The sequence below is a fragment of the Nitrobacter sp. JJSN genome, assembly GCF_051912485.1.
GTDB lineage: Bacteria > Pseudomonadota > Alphaproteobacteria > Rhizobiales > Xanthobacteraceae > Nitrobacter.
This window is the reverse complement of record NZ_CP196822.1, coordinates 962,550-979,394: the sequence shown is the minus strand read 5'-3', so window position 1 is coordinate 979,394 and position 16,845 is coordinate 962,550. Positions and strand designations below refer to the sequence as shown.

Annotated in this window: 17 protein-coding genes; 10 read left to right on the top strand and 7 right to left on the bottom strand. The window is 59.4% G+C overall.

The window, feature by feature from the left end:
• Nucleotide 1 precedes the first annotated feature (1 nt).
• From ACSZOQ_RS04810 to rpiA, 4 genes are all read right to left on the bottom strand, one after another.
• Nucleotides 2-1,390 (bottom strand): class II 3-deoxy-7-phosphoheptulonate synthase, encoded by a 1,389-nt coding sequence (locus ACSZOQ_RS04810; protein WP_439924891.1) that lies wholly within the window; start codon nt 1,388-1,390, stop codon nt 2-4.
• Between the two features lie 262 nt (nt 1,391-1,652).
• Nucleotides 1,653-3,038: a glutathione-disulfide reductase gene (gene gor / locus ACSZOQ_RS04805; protein ID WP_439924890.1), complete on the bottom strand. Its 1,386-nt coding sequence runs from the start codon at nt 3,036-3,038 to the stop codon at nt 1,653-1,655.
• Nucleotides 3,039-3,056: 18 nt separating this feature from the next.
• On the bottom strand, nt 3,057-3,566 hold the full coding sequence (locus tag ACSZOQ_RS04800; protein WP_439924889.1) for a DUF2059 domain-containing protein: 510 nt from the start codon (nt 3,564-3,566) through the stop codon (nt 3,057-3,059).
• 23 nt (nt 3,567-3,589) lie between these two features.
• On the bottom strand, nt 3,590-4,288 hold the full coding sequence (rpiA, locus tag ACSZOQ_RS04795) for a ribose-5-phosphate isomerase RpiA (protein WP_439925955.1): 699 nt from the start codon (nt 4,286-4,288) through the stop codon (nt 3,590-3,592).
• 326 nt (nt 4,289-4,614) lie between these two features.
• Between rpiA and ACSZOQ_RS04790 the strand changes: the two genes are divergently transcribed.
• The 5 genes from ACSZOQ_RS04790 to ACSZOQ_RS04770 all read left to right on the top strand — a co-directional run bounded on the left by ACSZOQ_RS04790 (nt 4,615) and on the right by ACSZOQ_RS04770 (nt 9,488).
• Nucleotides 4,615-5,310, top strand: a complete 696-nt coding sequence (locus ACSZOQ_RS04790) for an HAD-IA family hydrolase (protein ID WP_439925954.1) — start codon at nt 4,615-4,617, stop codon at nt 5,308-5,310.
• Nucleotides 5,311-5,457: 147 nt separating this feature from the next.
• Nucleotides 5,458-5,946: a hypothetical protein gene (locus tag ACSZOQ_RS04785; protein ID WP_439924888.1), complete on the top strand. Its 489-nt coding sequence runs from the start codon at nt 5,458-5,460 to the stop codon at nt 5,944-5,946.
• 104 nt (nt 5,947-6,050) lie between these two features.
• Entirely contained in the window at nt 6,051-7,082 is a 1,032-nt protein-coding gene (moaA, locus tag ACSZOQ_RS04780; RefSeq protein ID WP_439924887.1) for a GTP 3',8-cyclase MoaA, read from the top strand.
• Nucleotides 7,083-7,341: 259 nt separating this feature from the next.
• Nucleotides 7,342-7,881 carry a TRAP transporter small permease subunit gene (locus ACSZOQ_RS04775; RefSeq protein WP_439924886.1) on the top strand — a complete coding sequence of 180 codons (540 nt, stop codon included), beginning with the start codon at nt 7,342-7,344 and terminating at the stop codon, nt 7,879-7,881.
• Complete coding sequence (locus tag ACSZOQ_RS04770; protein ID WP_439924885.1) at nt 7,878-9,488, top strand: TRAP transporter large permease; 1,611 nt, start codon at nt 7,878-7,880, stop codon at nt 9,486-9,488. The genes ACSZOQ_RS04775 and ACSZOQ_RS04770 overlap by 4 nt, the downstream gene beginning before the upstream one ends.
• 234 nt (nt 9,489-9,722) lie before the next feature.
• Here ACSZOQ_RS04770 and ACSZOQ_RS04765 read toward each other — a convergent pair whose 3' ends face one another.
• The 3 genes from ACSZOQ_RS04765 to ACSZOQ_RS04755 form a co-directional block, all read right to left on the bottom strand.
• Nucleotides 9,723-10,811 (bottom strand): TRAP transporter substrate-binding protein, encoded by a 1,089-nt coding sequence (locus tag ACSZOQ_RS04765; protein WP_439924884.1) that lies wholly within the window; start codon nt 10,809-10,811, stop codon nt 9,723-9,725.
• Between the two features lie 158 nt (nt 10,812-10,969).
• Nucleotides 10,970-12,094, bottom strand: a complete 1,125-nt coding sequence (locus tag ACSZOQ_RS04760; protein WP_439924883.1) for an Mrp/NBP35 family ATP-binding protein — start codon at nt 12,092-12,094, stop codon at nt 10,970-10,972.
• A 295-nt stretch (nt 12,095-12,389) separates the two neighbouring features.
• Nucleotides 12,390-12,779, bottom strand: a complete 390-nt coding sequence (locus ACSZOQ_RS04755) for a VOC family protein (RefSeq protein WP_439924882.1) — start codon at nt 12,777-12,779, stop codon at nt 12,390-12,392.
• Between ACSZOQ_RS04755 and ACSZOQ_RS04750 the strand changes: the two genes are divergently transcribed.
• The 5 genes from ACSZOQ_RS04750 to ACSZOQ_RS04730 all read left to right on the top strand — a co-directional run bounded on the left by ACSZOQ_RS04750 (nt 12,778) and on the right by ACSZOQ_RS04730 (nt 16,639).
• A complete protein-coding gene (locus tag ACSZOQ_RS04750; protein WP_439924881.1) occupies nt 12,778-13,059 on the top strand; it encodes a hypothetical protein in 282 nt (93 codons plus the stop codon). The genes ACSZOQ_RS04755 and ACSZOQ_RS04750 overlap by 2 nt on opposite strands.
• A gap of 13 nt (nt 13,060-13,072) precedes the next feature.
• Nucleotides 13,073-13,942 carry an NAD(P)-dependent oxidoreductase gene (locus tag ACSZOQ_RS04745; RefSeq protein ID WP_439924880.1) on the top strand — a complete coding sequence of 290 codons (870 nt, stop codon included), beginning with the start codon at nt 13,073-13,075 and terminating at the stop codon, nt 13,940-13,942.
• A 183-nt stretch (nt 13,943-14,125) separates the two neighbouring features.
• Nucleotides 14,126-15,727 (top strand): sensor histidine kinase, encoded by a 1,602-nt coding sequence (locus tag ACSZOQ_RS04740; protein ID WP_439924879.1) that lies wholly within the window; start codon nt 14,126-14,128, stop codon nt 15,725-15,727.
• Between the two features lie 164 nt (nt 15,728-15,891).
• Complete coding sequence (locus tag ACSZOQ_RS04735) at nt 15,892-16,104, top strand: DUF1289 domain-containing protein (RefSeq protein WP_439924878.1); 213 nt, start codon at nt 15,892-15,894, stop codon at nt 16,102-16,104.
• Nucleotides 16,105-16,126: 22 nt separating this feature from the next.
• Nucleotides 16,127-16,639, top strand: a complete 513-nt coding sequence (locus tag ACSZOQ_RS04730) for a TIGR02281 family clan AA aspartic protease (protein WP_439924877.1) — start codon at nt 16,127-16,129, stop codon at nt 16,637-16,639.
• Nucleotides 16,640-16,845: the final 206 nt, after the last annotated feature.

Below are 16,845 nucleotides of genomic sequence, written 5' to 3'. Positions count from 1 at the left end.
CTCAGAAGCCCGCTACCGCGGGGATTGGCTTGACCTTGCCCGCACGATCCTGCCTGAGCAATTCGGCGATCATGAATGCCATGTCGATCGACTGCTCGGCATTCAGGCGCGGATCGCAGACGGTGTGATAGCGGTCGTTGAGGTCTTCGTCCGTGATCGCGCGTGCACCGCCGATACACTCGGTGACGTTCTGTCCGGTCATTTCCAGATGAACGCCGCCGGCATGCGTGCCCTCCGCGGCATGAATGCTGAAGAACGACTTGACCTCCGACAGGATGCGGTCGAACGGGCGGGTCTTGTAGCCGCTGGTCGAGGTGATGGTGTTGCCGTGCATCGGGTCGCACGACCATACGACAGCACGGCCCTCGCGTTTCACAGCACGGATCAGTTGCGGCAGGTAATCCGCGACCTTGTCCGAACCGAAGCGGCCGATGAGCGTCAAACGCCCCGCCTCATTGTCCGGATTAAGCACATCGATCAGCTTCAACAGTTCATCCGGCTTGAGCGACGGGCCGCACTTCAGTCCGATAGGATTCTTGATGCCGCGGAAATATTCGACGTGGCCGTGGTCGAGCTGACGGGTGCGATCACCGACCCAGATGAAATGGCCCGAGGTCGCGTACCAGTCGCCGGTCGTGGAATCGACCCGCGTCAAGGCTTCCTCGTAACCGAGCAGCAGCGCCTCGTGGCTGGTGTAGATATCGGTCGCTCGCAGTTCCGGGTGACTCTCCAGGTTAAGCCCGCAGGCGCGCATGAAATTGAGCGCGTCGGAAATACGGTCGGCCAGCTCCTTGTAGCGCCGCGACTGCTGGGAATCCTTCAGGAAACCAAGCATCCACTCATGCACGCTGCCGAGATTGGCGAAACCTCCGGTCGCGAAGGCGCGCAGCAGGTTCAGCGTCGCCGCCGATTGCCGATAAGCCATGAGCTGACGGTGCGGATCGGGCACGCGTGACTGCGCGGTGAACGCGATGTCGTTGACGATATCGCCGCGATAGCTCGGCAATTCGACGCCGTCGATTTTCTCCATCGGGGACGAGCGCGGCTTGGCGAACTGGCCAGCAATGCGGCCAAGCTTCACCACCGGCAGCGCGCCGGCATAGGTCAGAACCACCGCCATCTGCAGCAGCACGCGGAAGAAGTCGCGGATGTTGTTGGCGCCGTGTTCGGCAAAGCTCTCGGCGCAGTCGCCGCCCTGCAGCAGGAACGCCTCGCCGTTTGCGACTCGGGCCAAGGCTTTCTTGAGATTGCGCGCCTCACCCGCAAAAACCAGCGGCGGAAACGTGGCAAGTTGCGCCTCGACCTCGCCCAATGATTTCGCATCCGGATAAACCGGGATTTGCAGCGCGGGCTTGCTGCGCCAGCTATCGGGTGTCCACCGCTCGGACATGAGGTCAACTCCTAAGCAAAAACCGCCACTTAACGGGGGGGTGCTGAAGGACCGGTATATATACAGGCTGGCCGCGCCACGCCAGTTGGAGTTAAGTCTTACCGTACAAGAGCTTGCGGCAAAAGCCGAATTCGTCGTTGACGGATCGCCGGGAGTACCTTCGGGGGACTCAAGCGAAGGCCGGATCAGCCACTTCGGATTTCTTTCGCGCGGACGGACCCGCGATACTCCGAGTGGCCTGAAGCCAGCCTTGGGAAAGCCCTCACTCCGCCGCTTCGCGCGCGTGGCGTGCGGTTGGCGTCCGCATCGTCACGAGTTCTTCGGCCGCCGTGGGATGCAATGCCATCGTCGCGTCGAAATCGGCCTTGGTCGCCTTCATTTTGATCGCAATGCCGAGAACCTGCACCATCTCGGCGGCGCCATCGCCGACGATGTGGCAGCCCAGCACGCGATCGGTCGTCGCATCCACGACAAGCTTCATCAGGATGCGGGTATCGCGGCCGGACAATGTCGCCTTCATCGGCCGGAAAGTCGCCTTGTAGATATCGACTTTGGTGAACTGCAGGCACGCCTGTGCCTCTGTCAGACCAACCGTGCCGACCTCGGGTTGCGAGAATACCGCGGTCGGAATGTCCGCATGATCCACCCGCGTCCGTTTGTTTCCGAACACCGTATCCGCGAAGGCGTGACCCTCGCGGATAGCAACCGGCGTCAGGTTGAAACGATGCGTAACATCGCCGACCGCATAGATGTGCGGTACGTTCGTTTGCGAAAAGCCGTCAACGGCAATGCCACCATTCAACGGATTGATGGCAATGCCCGCCTTCTCGAGTCCGAGGTTTGCAACGTTCGGATGCCGGCCGATCGCAAACAGAACCTGATCGGAGGCGACGCTCGACCCATTTGACAAATGAGACGTGAATTCGTCGCCATGCCGATCGACCCTGTCGACGGTGCAGCCCGTCAGAACCGTGATACCGTCTTTTTCCATCTCCGCGCGAACATGCGCGCGAACATCGTCGTCGAAACCGCGCAGGATATTGTCGCCGCGATAGATCAGCGTCACATCGCTGCCGAATCCGGCAAAGATGCAGGCGAACTCGAGCGCAATATATCCGCCGCCCTGGATCGCAATTCGCTTCGGCAATTCCGCGAGATGAAACACCTCGTTGGAGGAGATCACGTGCTCGATGCCGGGAATGGCCCGCCCGTGGTTGGGCGCACCGCCTGTTGCAATCAGCACATGCTTCGAGCGGATTGTTTCGCCCGTCGCCAGCCGCAGCGTGTGCGGGTCCTCGAACACCGCCCGCGTCTTGACGACGCGCACGCCCGCCTTCTCCGCATTGGACGTATAGGCCGCCTCAAGCCGGGCGATCTCCTTGTCCTTGTTGGCGATCAGCGTCGGCCAGTCGAACGTCGCGGACGGGATCGACCAGCCAAAACCCGCGGCATCCTCGATGTCGTGGCGGATGTGAGATCCATAGACCAGGAGCTTCTTCGGCACGCACCCCCGGATGACGCAGGTGCCGCCCATCCGGTATTCCTCGGCGATCACGACGCGCGCACCATGTCCCGCGGCGATGCGCCCGGCGCGCACGCCGCCAGACCCACCGCCTACGACGAACAGATCGACGTCGAAATCAGCCATGCGCAGGTTCGGCCGAACTCAGATTTCCTTACCACGCTTACGCATTTCCGCTCGGAATTCGCCGTTAACAGTTTCCGCAAACTGCTGCGCCCACTGGTTCGTGAATGCCATGCTCGCCTCGAGCGCCTTGGGCTCCTGCGCGATCATCTTCTGTCCGAGCGGAGATTTGTAAAAGGTAACCAGATCCTTCAATTCCTGCTCGGTAAAATGGCTGGCATATATCTTCGCCATGCCGTCACCGATCTCCTTTTCGCGACCCGCCAGCGACTTGGCAACGATCAAGGCGACCTCGTTGAGATCCTTCTGATAGTTCAGATTGGATTGAAGCAACGTGGTCTTTGTCCGCTCCACCATACCCGGAACGGCATTCCCGTACATCGCCTCCGCGTGCTTCAGCGTCAGAAGTTCCTTGGCCGAAGCAATGGCGGCGGGAGTCGGTTGCGCGGGCTGCTGAGCCAGCGCAACGCCTGAGAACGCCAGCGCCACGGCAAGGCAAGCCGCGGGCAGAAATCTTGAAAGACCCTTCATCTCGATATCTCCTGGTTGCGGCGCTACTGCCGCTCAACAACGCGAATTCCTTGTGCGCCCGCTAACATCGCCACACGCGCGAGGCCAATGAACAGGCCATGCTCGACGACGCCGGGTATCGGATTCAACAGCCCGGCCAGATGGGATGCATCGGGTATTTGCCCAAGGTGGGCATCGAAAATCCAGTGGCCGCCATCGGTGACGAAAGCATGGCCGTCCGGCCCCTTTCTGACGACCATTTGACCGGAAGCGCCGGCTTTCGCAAACGCCTCGGCAATAGCACATTGCGTCGCCGCAAGTCCGAAGGGAATGACTTCGATCGGCAGAGGAAAGCGGCCGAGCCTGGCCACCCACTTTGTCTCGTCCGCAATCACGATCATGCGCTCCGACGCCGCAGCCACGATTTTCTCGCGCAGAAGCGCCCCCCCACCCCCCTTGATCAGATTCAGATCGGGGTCGATTTCGTCGGCGCCATCGACCGTCAGATCGAGCCGATCGAGGTCATCCAGGGTAGTAAGAGGAATACCGCACCGCTCCGCGTCGGCTCGCGTTACTTCGGATGTCGGTACACCAACGACCTTCAGCCCGTCCCGAACGCGCTCACCCAAAAGCTCGACAAAGTGCTTGGCGGTGGATCCCGTTCCCAGACCCAGCTTCATGCCATCCTCGACGTATTCAAGGGCACGCGCCGCAGCCTGTCTTTTCAATGCATCCAACGTCATCACGACCTCAATTTTTCGCAGCCCCGCCATGGCCAACGAGGCATTCCCAAGGGTGGTTCAGAAGTTCGCTTTGCAGCCGACGCGGGTTCGGTCAAGCGACCTCCCGGGCCCGCATCATATTTTTTTGAATTGCCGGCGTCTCTTTGATTCCGAAGCTCGCATCAAAGGCTGCCGCAAAGACAGGGGAATTCGAAGTCGGGACACTAGCGTCGTTCGTTCGTAAGGAACAGGGCAATCAGGCGTTTCCGCCCCCATTCTGCATGCGGCCAGGTCCGGACTTCGCCCTTGCATGTCCGGCGGGAGGCGGGTACCGATCCGCCATCATGATGTCTTCCCCCTCTCCCATGGTCGTATTCGACCTCGACGGGACGCTGGTTGATACCGCGCCCGATCTCGCCGCCGCGCTTAACTTCGTTTTGGACCGCGAAGGCCTGCGCACGGTGCCGTTGGCAACAGCCCGCTCGATGATCGGCGCAGGCGTTCGGCGCATGATCGAACGCGGCCTTGAACACGAGGATCACCCCGCGACACCCGATGATATCACGCGGATGATGGGCGACTTCGTCGACTACTATACGGCGCATATCGCCGACGAATCCCGTCCGTTCGAGGGACTCATCGAGGCGCTCGACGACCTGTCGGCGCGAGGATATCGTTTCGCGGTCTGCACCAACAAGCTGGAAGCGCTTGCCAAGCTGCTGCTTGACCAGTTGGGATTGAGCCCGCGGTTTGCTGCAATTTGCGGCGGCGACACCTTCGGCGTGACCAAACCGGACCCGGCGATTCTGCTGCAAACGATCGCGCGCGCGGGCGGACGCCCCGAGGCCACCGTCATGGTGGGCGATGCAGGACCCGATATAGGGGTGGCGCGGCGTGCCAGAATTCCGGTCATCGGGGTCGAGTTCGGGTATACCGAAGTTCCAATCGCCGAACTCAAACCTGACCGTCTCGTTGCCCACTTCAGAGAGTTGCCGGACGCAGTCGTTGCCCTTCAGGCCGCATCGCTGAACATAACTAATTGATTTATCTACTAGAATTAAATTTATTACGGACATTAACCGTCCGTTAGCAATTGCGATCATCGCCATTGCGGCGGTCTCGGCACACTTCTATGGTCCGCGCGGGGACTGCGGCTGCTCGCCGCAATTTAAGTGACGGATTGATCGATCATGCGCCGGTTTATCGTGATTGCCGTAGCAGGCGTCAGCCTGGCCGGCTGTTCTTCGCTCGATACATTCAAGTCCGCTCCACCGAACGTAACGGTCCAGTTGGACTCCGTTCCATCGGGCGCAGACGCCCGGACGTCGCAGGGCCAGTCCTGCAAAACCCCTTGCTCGGTGGAGGTTCCAGCCGCCGAAGGCTTCAGCGTTTCCTACACCCTGGCCAATTATCAACCTCTGACAGTGCCAGTACAGGTGACACGTCAGCCCGGTGATTTCACATCCCCCGCGACCACAACAGTCGATCCCAACCCGGTGGTCGGTGAACTGCAGCCGGTCACGCCCTCGAAACCCGTCCGCAAAAAGCCACGCAAACGGCGCGTACCAAAGGCGGCCACAGCTCCGGCGGCCTCATCGCCCACGACGGCCTCGCCTTTCCCTGAACCAACCGCAGCCCCTGAACCAGCCGCCGCTCCTGCGCCCGGCCCGGACCATTAACTTCTTGTGCACTGCAGCAAACCCAGCCGCCATTGTGCCGTAGCTACGACAGGCCTACATTACAGCATGGATACGGCTTACGCCGTTGCGACAAGGCAATTTGAATGACCGGCTCATCTGTCCTCACCGAGGCTTCAAGCTCAAAAAATATGGTCGACCCGTTTGGCCGGTCCATCAGCTATCTGCGCGTATCAGTCACAGACCGCTGCGATCTTCGCTGCTTCTATTGCATGTCGGAAGACATGACGTTTTTGCCGAAGGTCGATCTGCTTACGCTGGAAGAGCTTGATCGTCTGTGCTCGGCATTCATCGCCAAGGGTGTGCGCAAGTTGCGGCTGACCGGTGGCGAGCCGCTAGTTCGCCGCAACGTGATGTCGCTATTCCATTCGCTGTCTCGTCACCTCGGGACCGGAGCGCTGAAAGAACTGACGCTTACGACAAACGGATCGCAACTGGCCCGTTTCGCGGCTGAACTAAAAGATTGCGGTGTACAGCGGATCAACGTGTCGCTCGATACGCTCGATCCAGCGAAGTTTCGCGAGATCACCCGCTGGGGTGACATCCAGAAGGTCATGGACGGCATCGATGCGGCACAAGCCGCGGGCCTCGCCGTCAAGATCAATGCGGTCGCGCTCAAAAACCTCAACGAAGATGAAATTCCATCTCTGATGGAGTGGGCACACGGACGAGGCATGGCGCTGACCCTCATCGAGGTCATGCCGATGGGAGATATCGGCCAGTCCCGCACCGATCAATACCTGCCGCTGTCCATGGTGCGCGCGCGGCTCGCCGGCCAGTACACCCTCACCGACCTCGATGACAGCACGGGCGGCCCTGCCCGCTACGTTCGGGTCAGCGAAACCGGCGGGAAGCTTGGCTTCATCACGCCGATGACCCACAATTTCTGCGAATCCTGCAACCGCGTCCGCATCACTTGCACGGGTACCCTGCATACCTGCCTCGGCCATGAAGACGCTTCTGACCTGCGCCGGCCGCTCCGCGCATCCGCCAGCGACGAGCTGCTGTACGAAACGATTGATCGTGCCATCGGCCTCAAGCCGAAAGGTCATGACTTCATTATCGACCGCCACAATCGTCCGAGCGTAAGCCGGCACATGAGCGTAACCGGCGGATAGGCGGCAGCGCCTGTTTTCGTGGCGGCCAGGCCGCTCGATATACCCCCAAGATATCACCGAACCTCCGATTGACGGCGGCTACCGAGCGCTGGAATGGTGCGATTCATCGCAGCTCGGCCAGAAGTTGCATTCCGGGGATACGGCGAAGCCCGCAGTGCACCACTAGCCATTGCGATAGCTATTGCGGTTTTCGCGAGCGATGCAGGCTCCGGAGCCCGGCTTCCACAACGCGCGGCCGGCTGGCGCGAGGAGGAGTGTGATGCGCCCGTTACTGGCCCTCAGCACGGCCATCGACCAGCTCAATGAAAAAGTCGGATACGTGTGCAATGTCCTTGTGCTGCTCGCCGTTCTGGTGAGCGCCGGTAATGCGATGATCCGATATGCCTTCGACTACAGCTCAAATGGCTGGCTCGAATTACAGTGGTACATGTTCGCCGTCCTCGTGATGTTCGGCGCGTCCTACACCTTCAAACGCAACGAACATGTCCGCGTCGAAATCTTCTATTTGTATCTGTCCGAGCGCGGCAAGCTCTGGCTCGATCTCATCGGCACCCTCTTCCTTCTCATTCCGTCCTGCCTGTTACTGAGCTACCTGTCGTGGCCATTCTTCATGCAGTCCTACGCGGTCGGTGAAATGTCGGGAAATGCCGGCGGTCTGGTCCGCTGGCCGATCAAACTTGTCATCCCGTTCGGATTCGTCATGCTCGCGCTTCAAGGTGTCTCGGAAGTGATCAAGCGTGTCGCAGCGCTGCTGGGCGTTGTCACGATCGATGCGACGTACGAGAGACCGACTCAATGATTACGCTCCAGATGATGCCGCCGATGATGTTCGGCGGCCTGGTCCTGGCGATGTTGATCGGCTTTCCGGTGGCCTTCACATTGGCTGCAGTCGGACTCTCGTTCGGCTTCCTCGCCATCCATCTTGGCTTCTTCGATCTGAATTTCCTTCAGGCCATTCCGGGGCGCGTGTTCGGTGGTGTGCTGTCCAACGAACTGCTGCTTGCGATCCCCTTTTTCACGTTCATGGGATCGGTGCTTGAGCGCTGTGGTCTTGCGGAGGACATGCTCGACTCGATGGGCCAGTTGTTCGGGCCGATCCGCGGTGGTCTCGGATATTCGGTCATACTTGTCGGGTTCATTCTCGGCGCCATCACCGGCACAGTCGCTGCCCAGGTGATCGCCATGGCCCTCATCTCGATGCCCGTGATGATGCGGTACGGCTACAACATTCGCTACATCACGGGTGTGCTGGCGGCATCCGGCACGATCACCCAGCTCGTTCCACCCTCCCTGGTGCTGATCGTTCTCGCTGACCAGCTTGGAAAATCGGTCGGCGATATGTATCGCGGAGCCTGGGGGCCCGCGCTGTTCCAGATCGTGCTGTTCGCCGGCTATACGTTCCTGCTTGGCCTTTTCAAACCCGGTCACGTCCCTGCCGTGCCGAAGAAATTCCGCACGCTGGCGGGCTGGCCGCTTTGGCGCAAGTGCCTGATGGGAATCATCCCCTCCGCCGTCCTGATCTTTGTCGTGCTCGGCACCATGATGATGGGGCTTGCGACGCCGACGGAAGCAGGTGCAATGGGCGCCGTCGGTGCTATCGTTCTTGCAGCCATCCACCACAAGGATTTCAGCAGCACCGGCCGAAAATTCCTGATCGTCGGCGCGATCGCCGGCGGTATCGGCACGCTCGTCGGGATCTTCATAGCCGAGGGACCGGTCTTCAAGATCGCATTCGCCGTCACCTATCTCGCGGTCGTGTGGATTTGTCTGGAAGCCGTCCGCATTCCCGAGCTACGCGACCTCATCAAACAGGCCTATCAATCGACGATGCGCCTCACCACCATGGTGACGTTCATCCTGATCGGCTCCACCTGTTTCTCCGTGGTGTTTCTCGGCGTATCCGGCGGCGAGTGGCTCGAACACCTGCTGACCTCGCTGCCAGGCGGCGCGTGGGGCTTTCTCATCTTCATCAACGTCTTCATCTTCTTCCTGGCGTTTTTCCTCGATTTCTTCGAGATCGCCTTCATCATCCTGCCGATGATCGCGCCAGTGGCCCAGAAGCTGCTCGCTCCGATCGTCGGCGCGGACGCCGCCTTGATCTGGTTCGGCGTCATGATCTGCGTCAACATGCAGACCTCGTTTCTCCACCCTCCATTCGGTTTCGCATTGTTCTACCTGCGCGGCGTCGCGCCGCGCGAGGTAAAAAGCTCCGACATCTATTGGGGCGCCATGCCCTGGATCGGATTACAAATTATCATGGTCGTTCTTGTGATCGCATTCCCCGCGACGGTGACGAGCCTGCTCAGCAAATCGACAAACGTCGATCTCAACAAGATCAAGATCGAGGTTCCCGACATTGAGGTTGCACCGTTCGATTTCGGTTCACCACCGAAAACACAGCAATAACCAAATCTTCAATGCGCGTCGGAAAGCATTCTCCGAAGAGACGACCCGCGACAAGCGAGGGTGGCGGAACGCAAAACGTCCGGCTTTTGCGCCGGACGCCTAGAGGCTTTCACCGTTTCATCGAAACGGTGAAAGCCTCTAGTTTATTGATCTGACGCGTTTTCTTCACGCGAACCGGATTCCACTTCGCTTGAAAACGCTCTGACGTGGACAGTCTACGATTTGAGGGCGTGATCAGCCGCGGGTACGCGATCGGATCATGAAGCTGTCGTAGGTATATTCAGCCACCTGCCACCACAGGTATTCGTCCGAGCGATAAGCCTGCATGGCTTCGATAGCCTTCTTGAAGTCGGGATTCTTCGCTGAAATCTCGCCCCATAATTCATTCGTGGCTTTCAGGCAGGCATCAAGAATTTCATTGCTGAACGGCCGCAGTTGCGTACCACCTGCGACGAGCCGCTTGAGAGCGGTGGGATTCTGCATGTCGTAGCGAGCCGCCATCCAGGTGTTGGCGTTCGCCGCCGCATTCATCACTATCGCCTGATAGGTCTTCGGCAACGTATTCCACTTCTCGAGATTACAGAACGCGTGCACCGTCGGGCCGCCTTCCCAGAAACCCGGATAGTAGTAGTATTTCGCGACTTTTTGAAATCCCAGCCTTTCATCATCATAGGGACCGACCCACTCGGCCGCATCGATCGTACCCTTTTCCAGCGAGGGATAAATGTCGCCGCCGGCAAGCTGTTGCGGCACGACGCCGACCTTCTGAAGCACCTGCCCGGCAATACCGCCGATTCGCATCTTGAGGCCCGACAAATCGGCGACCGTTTTGATCTCCTTGCGAAACCAGCCACCCATCTGCGTGCCGGTATTGCCGCATGGAAAGGAGATGACGCCGAACTTCTTGAAGAACTCATTGGCGAGTTCGTTCCCTCCGCCCTGATACAGCCAGGAATTCTGCTGACGCGCGTTGAGGCCGAACGGGACAGACGCGAAGATCGCAAACGTCGGGTCCTTTCCGACGTAATAATAGGAAACCGTGTGGCTCATCTCGACCGTATTGTTGGCCGTTGCATCGAGCGCCTGCAATCCGGGAACAACCTCTCCGGCAGCGAAGAGCTGAATTTGAAACTTGTTGTCGGTCATTTCCGCGACTTGCTTTGCGAAATAATCGGCCCCGCCATAGATCGTGTCGAGCGATTTCGGAAAGCTCGACGTCATGCGCCATTTGATCTCAGGCGCCGACTGTGCGATCGCGGGCGAGGCTACGGCGGTAACAGCTGCGCCGGCCGCTGAAACTTTCAAAAAATCACGACGTTTCATTCAGACACTCCTTATGAGGACGTTTCTTTGAATTCCAGCGAGCGCGGTCGACGACCCGCCCAGATCCAGCACCACCGTAGTCCACTCTAGCGGAGTGAATTTGGCATTCGCTTTCCGGATTTGCTGCGAAGTGGGTAGCGAATGTCAAATTCACTCCGCTAGGCTGCGGCGGTCGCACCCTGGAGCTGGTCACGAATACGTCCGGCAATGGCGCGATAGATCGCCGCATGTGGTCCATCCGGTTCGCTCTCCATCACTGGATGACCTGAATCGGAGGTCTCGCGAATCAACATGTGAAGCGGAATTTCGCCAAGAAACGGCACCCCCAACCGCTCCGCCTCATGTCGCGCGCCCCCGTGACCAAAAATCTCGCTTCGCGACCCGCAATGCGGACACTGAAAAAAGCTCATGTTTTCGACAATGCCGAGAACCGGCACGTTGATTTGTCTGAACATGGCAAGCCCGCGCCGGGCGTCGATCAGCGACAAATCCTGCGGCGTCGAAATGATGACCGCGCCCTTGAGCGGCACGCTTTGCGCCAGCGTCAATTGCGCATCGCCCGTCCCCGGCGGCATGTCCACGACCAGAACATCGAGTTCGCCCCAGGCGACATCCCGCAACATCTGCCTGATCGCAGACGTCACCATCGGACCGCGCCAGATCATCGCGCGTTCTTCCTCGATCAGAAAGCCGACCGACATGATCGCGAGGCCAAAACGCGCGATCGGGACCATCTTCTTGTCGTCTGTCAATTGCGGCTTTTCCCGAATGCCGGTTAGTCTTGGTATAGACGGCCCATAGATATCGGCATCGAGCAGACCGACGCGCAAGCCGAGAGCCCGCAGGCCCAGCGCGAGATTGAGCGCGGTGGTCGACTTGCCAACGCCGCCCTTGCCGGATGCAACGGCAATAACAGCGGCAACTCCGGGAATATCCGCCTGTCGCGCCATCGGCGAACCTGATGCCGGCGGCGACCGATGAGTCGATACATTCGGAATCCCCTGCGCGGACCCCGGCGAACTTGCGGCGCTACCCGGCTTGCGTTCGGCGGTCAAAGCGACCATCGCAACCGACACTCCCGGGATCGCGCGCACGGCCATCTCTGCCTGGGCGCGAACGTCCTCCCATACCCGGATGTCTGACGCCTCGACGTTGATAGAGAAAAACACCTTGTCGCCATTAACAGCGATCTCCGACAAGACGTCGGCGTCAGTCAGTGCCACGCCGCGGGGAGAGAGAACACCGGCCAGTCGATCAAGAACTTGTTGGGGTGTTACGCTCAAGTCGTCTCTCCGAAGTCGGCGCGTTAGTGGGATGGATTTGACATTCGCTACCCGGTTTGCAGCGAATGCGAGAAGCGAATGTCAAATCCAAAACTCTGCTAGAAATCTATATTCGCTAGTGGTCCTTTGTGATTCTAACATTTGCAAGAGCGCCTGCCGCAACGGGATCAAATGTTGGAATCGGACCAATAGCTTCGAAACAGGCTCAACATGGCTACCCGCCTCACGGCGGTCAACGCCCTTGCTCAACTAATCTAATGGCGGGTTTGGGTGGACCAGCAAAGCCGCAGAGGGGTCAATCCCGTTCAGCCGCCGCATCATAGTTGAGTTCGATCATCACGCCGTTCGGGTCGCAGACGAAAATCTGCCAGAGGGCTCCGCCGGGGATCTCGCGAGCCTTGAAATCGAACCCTTTTGACTGGAGACGCTGCTTCATGCCCCTGAAATCGCGGCTCGCGAAGGCGATGTGATGGACAACGCCGGCGTCCGGCTTTTGCGGTTCGGACGTCGGTGAGATATCAACGAGGTGAACCACCGGCTTGCCCTCGCTATAGAGCCATGCGCCCGGAAACGCGAAGTCCGGCCGATCGCCCTTGGTCAGACCGAGAATCTCCTCGTAGAAGCGCACCGTCTCGGCAAGCTTGCGGGTCCGGATATTGAAATGATCGAGCATGCCCACGCTCATGTCGCGCCGTTCCTTTATCCGACTGCCCAACTCAACTCTAACCCGTTTTGAAACACCTTGGAATTCCGCCAGCGACAACCCTCACCTGTCCGATCGTATCATTGTTGTGTCCGCACCGTTTCAGGATTTTCCGGTCTTTGCCGCAGCAGCCTCGAGGGATATGCTGTGCAGTGAGCGATATTTTTTGCAAGCAGTTGATCGCGACACGTTCTTCTCGCTCTCCGCAAATGGGCCGCTCAGCAGGCTCAGCCGCAATCACGGCAAAAACCCAGAATTTTGAACAAGGTTCGGACATGGCTAAAGTCGCATTTCTCGGTCTCGGCGTCATGGGATTCCCCATGGCAGGACATCTCGTCGCAAAGGGCGGTCACGAGGTAACCGTGTTCAATCGAACGCCGGCCAAAGCGAAGGCATGGACCGAGAAATTCGGCGGCAAAACCGCACCGACGCCGGAAGCCGCCGCTGCCGGTCAGGATTTCGTGATGGCGTGCGTCGGCAACGACGACGACTTGCGTGCGATCACGATCGGCGCCGGCGGCGCCTTTTCTGGAATGAAGCATGGAGCGACCTTTGTCGATCACACGACTGCCTCCGCTCAGGTCGCGCGCGAACTCGATGCCGAGGCGACCAGGCGCGGCTTCGGTTTTGTCGACGCTCCGGTCTCGGGAGGACAGGCCGGCGCCGAAAACGGTGTTCTCACGGTGATGTGCGGCGGAACGGAGAATGCTTACGCCGGCGCCAAGCCGATCATCGCGGCCTATGCCAGGATGTGCAAACGGCTTGGTCCGGCGGGCGCAGGTCAGTTGACCAAGATGGTCAATCAGATCTGCATTGCCGGCCTCTTGGAGGGGCTGTCCGAGGGCATCCACTTCGCCAAGAAGGCGGGACTCGACGTCAATTCGGTGGTCGAGGTGATCTCGAAGGGTGCCGCGCAATCGTGGCAGATGGAAAACCGCTACAAAACGATGAACGAAGGCAAGTTCGATTTCGGCTTTGCCGTCGAATGGATGCGCAAGGACCTTTCGATCTGCATTTCCGAGGCCCGCCTGAACGGTGCCAGCCTTCCGGTCACGAGTCTGGTGGATGCCTTTTACGCGGAAGTCGAGACAATGGGTGGCCACCGCTGGGACACGTCCAGTCTTCTGGCGCGGCTCGAGCGTTAACGGCTGCGGGATTCAAAATGGCTGCGGCCCGGCGTTTGCCGGGTCGAAAGTCCTATTTTCAGGAGGATTTAACGGCCTATTAACCGAAATATCCTGCACTTTAAGGCAGCCCTTAAGGATTTGGCGCGAGAAATGGAACAGTAAAAGGTTCGCGCGGCCGCGTGCAGGATTTGTGTCTGGTTGATGAGTACCCCCGCCGATAAACCTGAAGTCGTGCAGCTTCCGGTCGCCCCCGCGATTGTACCGTCCGCACGTCATCGCCGCGCCGCCACGCAGCGGGTTCGCGAAGCGCGGGACCGGTTGACCTCGACAAGCGGAACCCGCCCGGCATTCGATCACGAACTGCTCCGTCAATATGCGCAAACACGGCTGTCGGCGTCGTTCGTGGTGATGCTGCTTGTGGTCGTGGCGGGCGTGCTGTTCGGTTTCTGGATGGAAGCCGCCCCGGCGGCGGCATGGACATTCGGAATGCTCTGCATCCATGCCGTCATCATCTACAACTGCAACAATTATCTCAAGGAGTCGGCGTCCACCAGCACGCGCAAATGGCGCGCACGTTTCATCCTGCTCGATCTTTTGTACGGCCTGTGCTGGACGACGATCCTGGTTCATCCCGCCGGTTCGGATCCGGTCACCAATACCGTGATGATGTTTCTGATGCTGCTGATCGTGGCGGTATCGAGCATGCTCGCCGCCAGTCTGCCTATTGCCGCCTTTGCCGCAACCGCCCCGGTGACATCGGCGATCGCGCTGAAGTTTGCTATCGGCGGCAGCTTCAACAACTACATTCTCGCCGTTCTGGTATTGGCCGCGGAAGGTTACTTCGCATTGCTCGCGCATCGCCTGCATTCCACGACGCTGGCGACGCTGGAAGCGCGCGCGGAAAAAGACGCCCTGATCGGTGAACTTGAACAGGCGAAGGCCATTTCGGATGAAGCGCGACATCGCGCGGAATCGGCCAACGTCGCAAAATCACGATTCCTGGCTCAAATGAGTCACGAACTGCGGACGCCGCTGAACGCCATCCTCGGATTTTCAGAAGTGATGAAGAGCGAGATTTTCGGCGAGCACGCGGTCGCGGTCTACAAAAGCTATTCGGCTGACATTCATAATTCCGGCGTTCACCTGCTGAATCTGATCAACGAAATCCTCGACCTGTCGCGGATCGAGGCCGGCCGTTACGAACTTAACGAAGAAGCGGTGTCCCTGGTCCATGTCGTCGCAGACTGTCATCACCTGCTGAAGCTGCGGGCCTCCAGCCGCGGCATCACAATTCATGAAGTGTTCGAACAAGGTATGCCGCGCATCTGGGGCGACGAACGCGCCACGCGCCAGATCGTGCTCAACCTGTTGTCAAATTCGATCAAATTCACGCCACAAGGCGGCGAGATCTGGCTGAAGGTCGGATGGACGGCTTCAGGCGGGCAATACCTCAGTGTCAAGGACAACGGCTCCGGGATCGCGGAAGACGAAATCCCGATCGTGCTGGCGTCGTTCGGGCAAGGGTCGAATTCGATCAAATCCGCCGAACAAGGCGCAGGTCTCGGATTGCCGATCGCAAAGAGCCTGGTCGACATGCACGGCGGTACGTTCACCCTGCGGTCCAAGCTCCGTATCGGCACCGAGGTCATTGTTACCTTTCCGCCGGAGCGCGTGATGTCCGCTCTGGCCCCGATGGCGGAGGACGCTCCGCCGCTTCAACCCACGCAAACGGCCGATCCGGCAGCAGATGAGCGACGCCGCCTCCGGAACAAGCCGATCATGAATGCCGGAACAGGTCTTTAGAGCATGATCCCGACCCGAAGGGCCGCGCCAGCGCAAAGTGGTAACCGGTTTCCGGACAAGATCATGCTCGATCAAAACGATGAGGCCAGAATCTGATTCAACGCTGTTGAACCAGACTCTGGCTGAGGCTTGCGAGAGCGAACGAATGGTCATTATGGTCTTGAATGAGCATCGAAACGCCATGCACAGGTGTTTGCACGATCGATCCCCAAAGCGGCCTCTGTCATGGCTGCGGTCGCACGCTTGCCGAAATTGCGCGGTGGGGCCAAATCGAAAGCGCGGAGCGGCTCTCGATCATGGCGGGGCTGCCGGCCCGCATGGCGGAAGCAGGTCTGGAAAGAGCCGTTCCGGCGGCACGCACGAAACTCGAACCGTAACCGAAAACCTGGCAGGTGCGTTGTGATCCGTATCCTGCTCGTGATCGCAATGCTGGCGGCGACGGCGGGAGCCGTAGTCGCCTATGGCGATCCCACGCGGATATCAGCTGCAAGAAGCCTAGTCTCGACGGTGCTGCGCGAGGCCGGTGCGGGGGCTCCACGTAGCGTCCAGATTCCCCGCACCCAAAATGGCGATTTTACATTGCACGCCAAGATCAACGGCGTGAAAACTTCGATGATCATCGACACCGGCGCAACCTCCGTCGTCCTCACCTACGAGACCGCGAAAGCAGCGGGGCTGCCGCTGGAATTGCTGAATTACGACGTGGACGTCGAAACGGCCGGTGGACGTGCGCGCGCGGCACGCCTCACGCTCGACCGGCTTGCGGTCGGAAAGCTTGTCGAGCGATCGGTGCCCGCGCTCGTGGTTCCGCGCGGCCAGATGAAAACCAACCTTCTCGGGATGAGTTTCCTCAACCGGCTCGAGAGTTGGGAAGTCCGTGCAGACCGATTGATGCTGCACGGCTATCCCTAGTGTGGTGGTCAGAAGTTCGTTTCATTGCTCCGGCGAGATGATGTTCCGAACGGAGAGCCGCGCCACGGCACCGTTCGTATGACATGAACGGCATTTGTCACAAAAAAGCGGACTTTGATCGACACTCTGTAAGCGTTGATTCGCTGAGTTTCGCTCGTCTCTTATTTTCCCCGTTTCGCCCGGCCATCGGTTCTCTAAAATTGTGT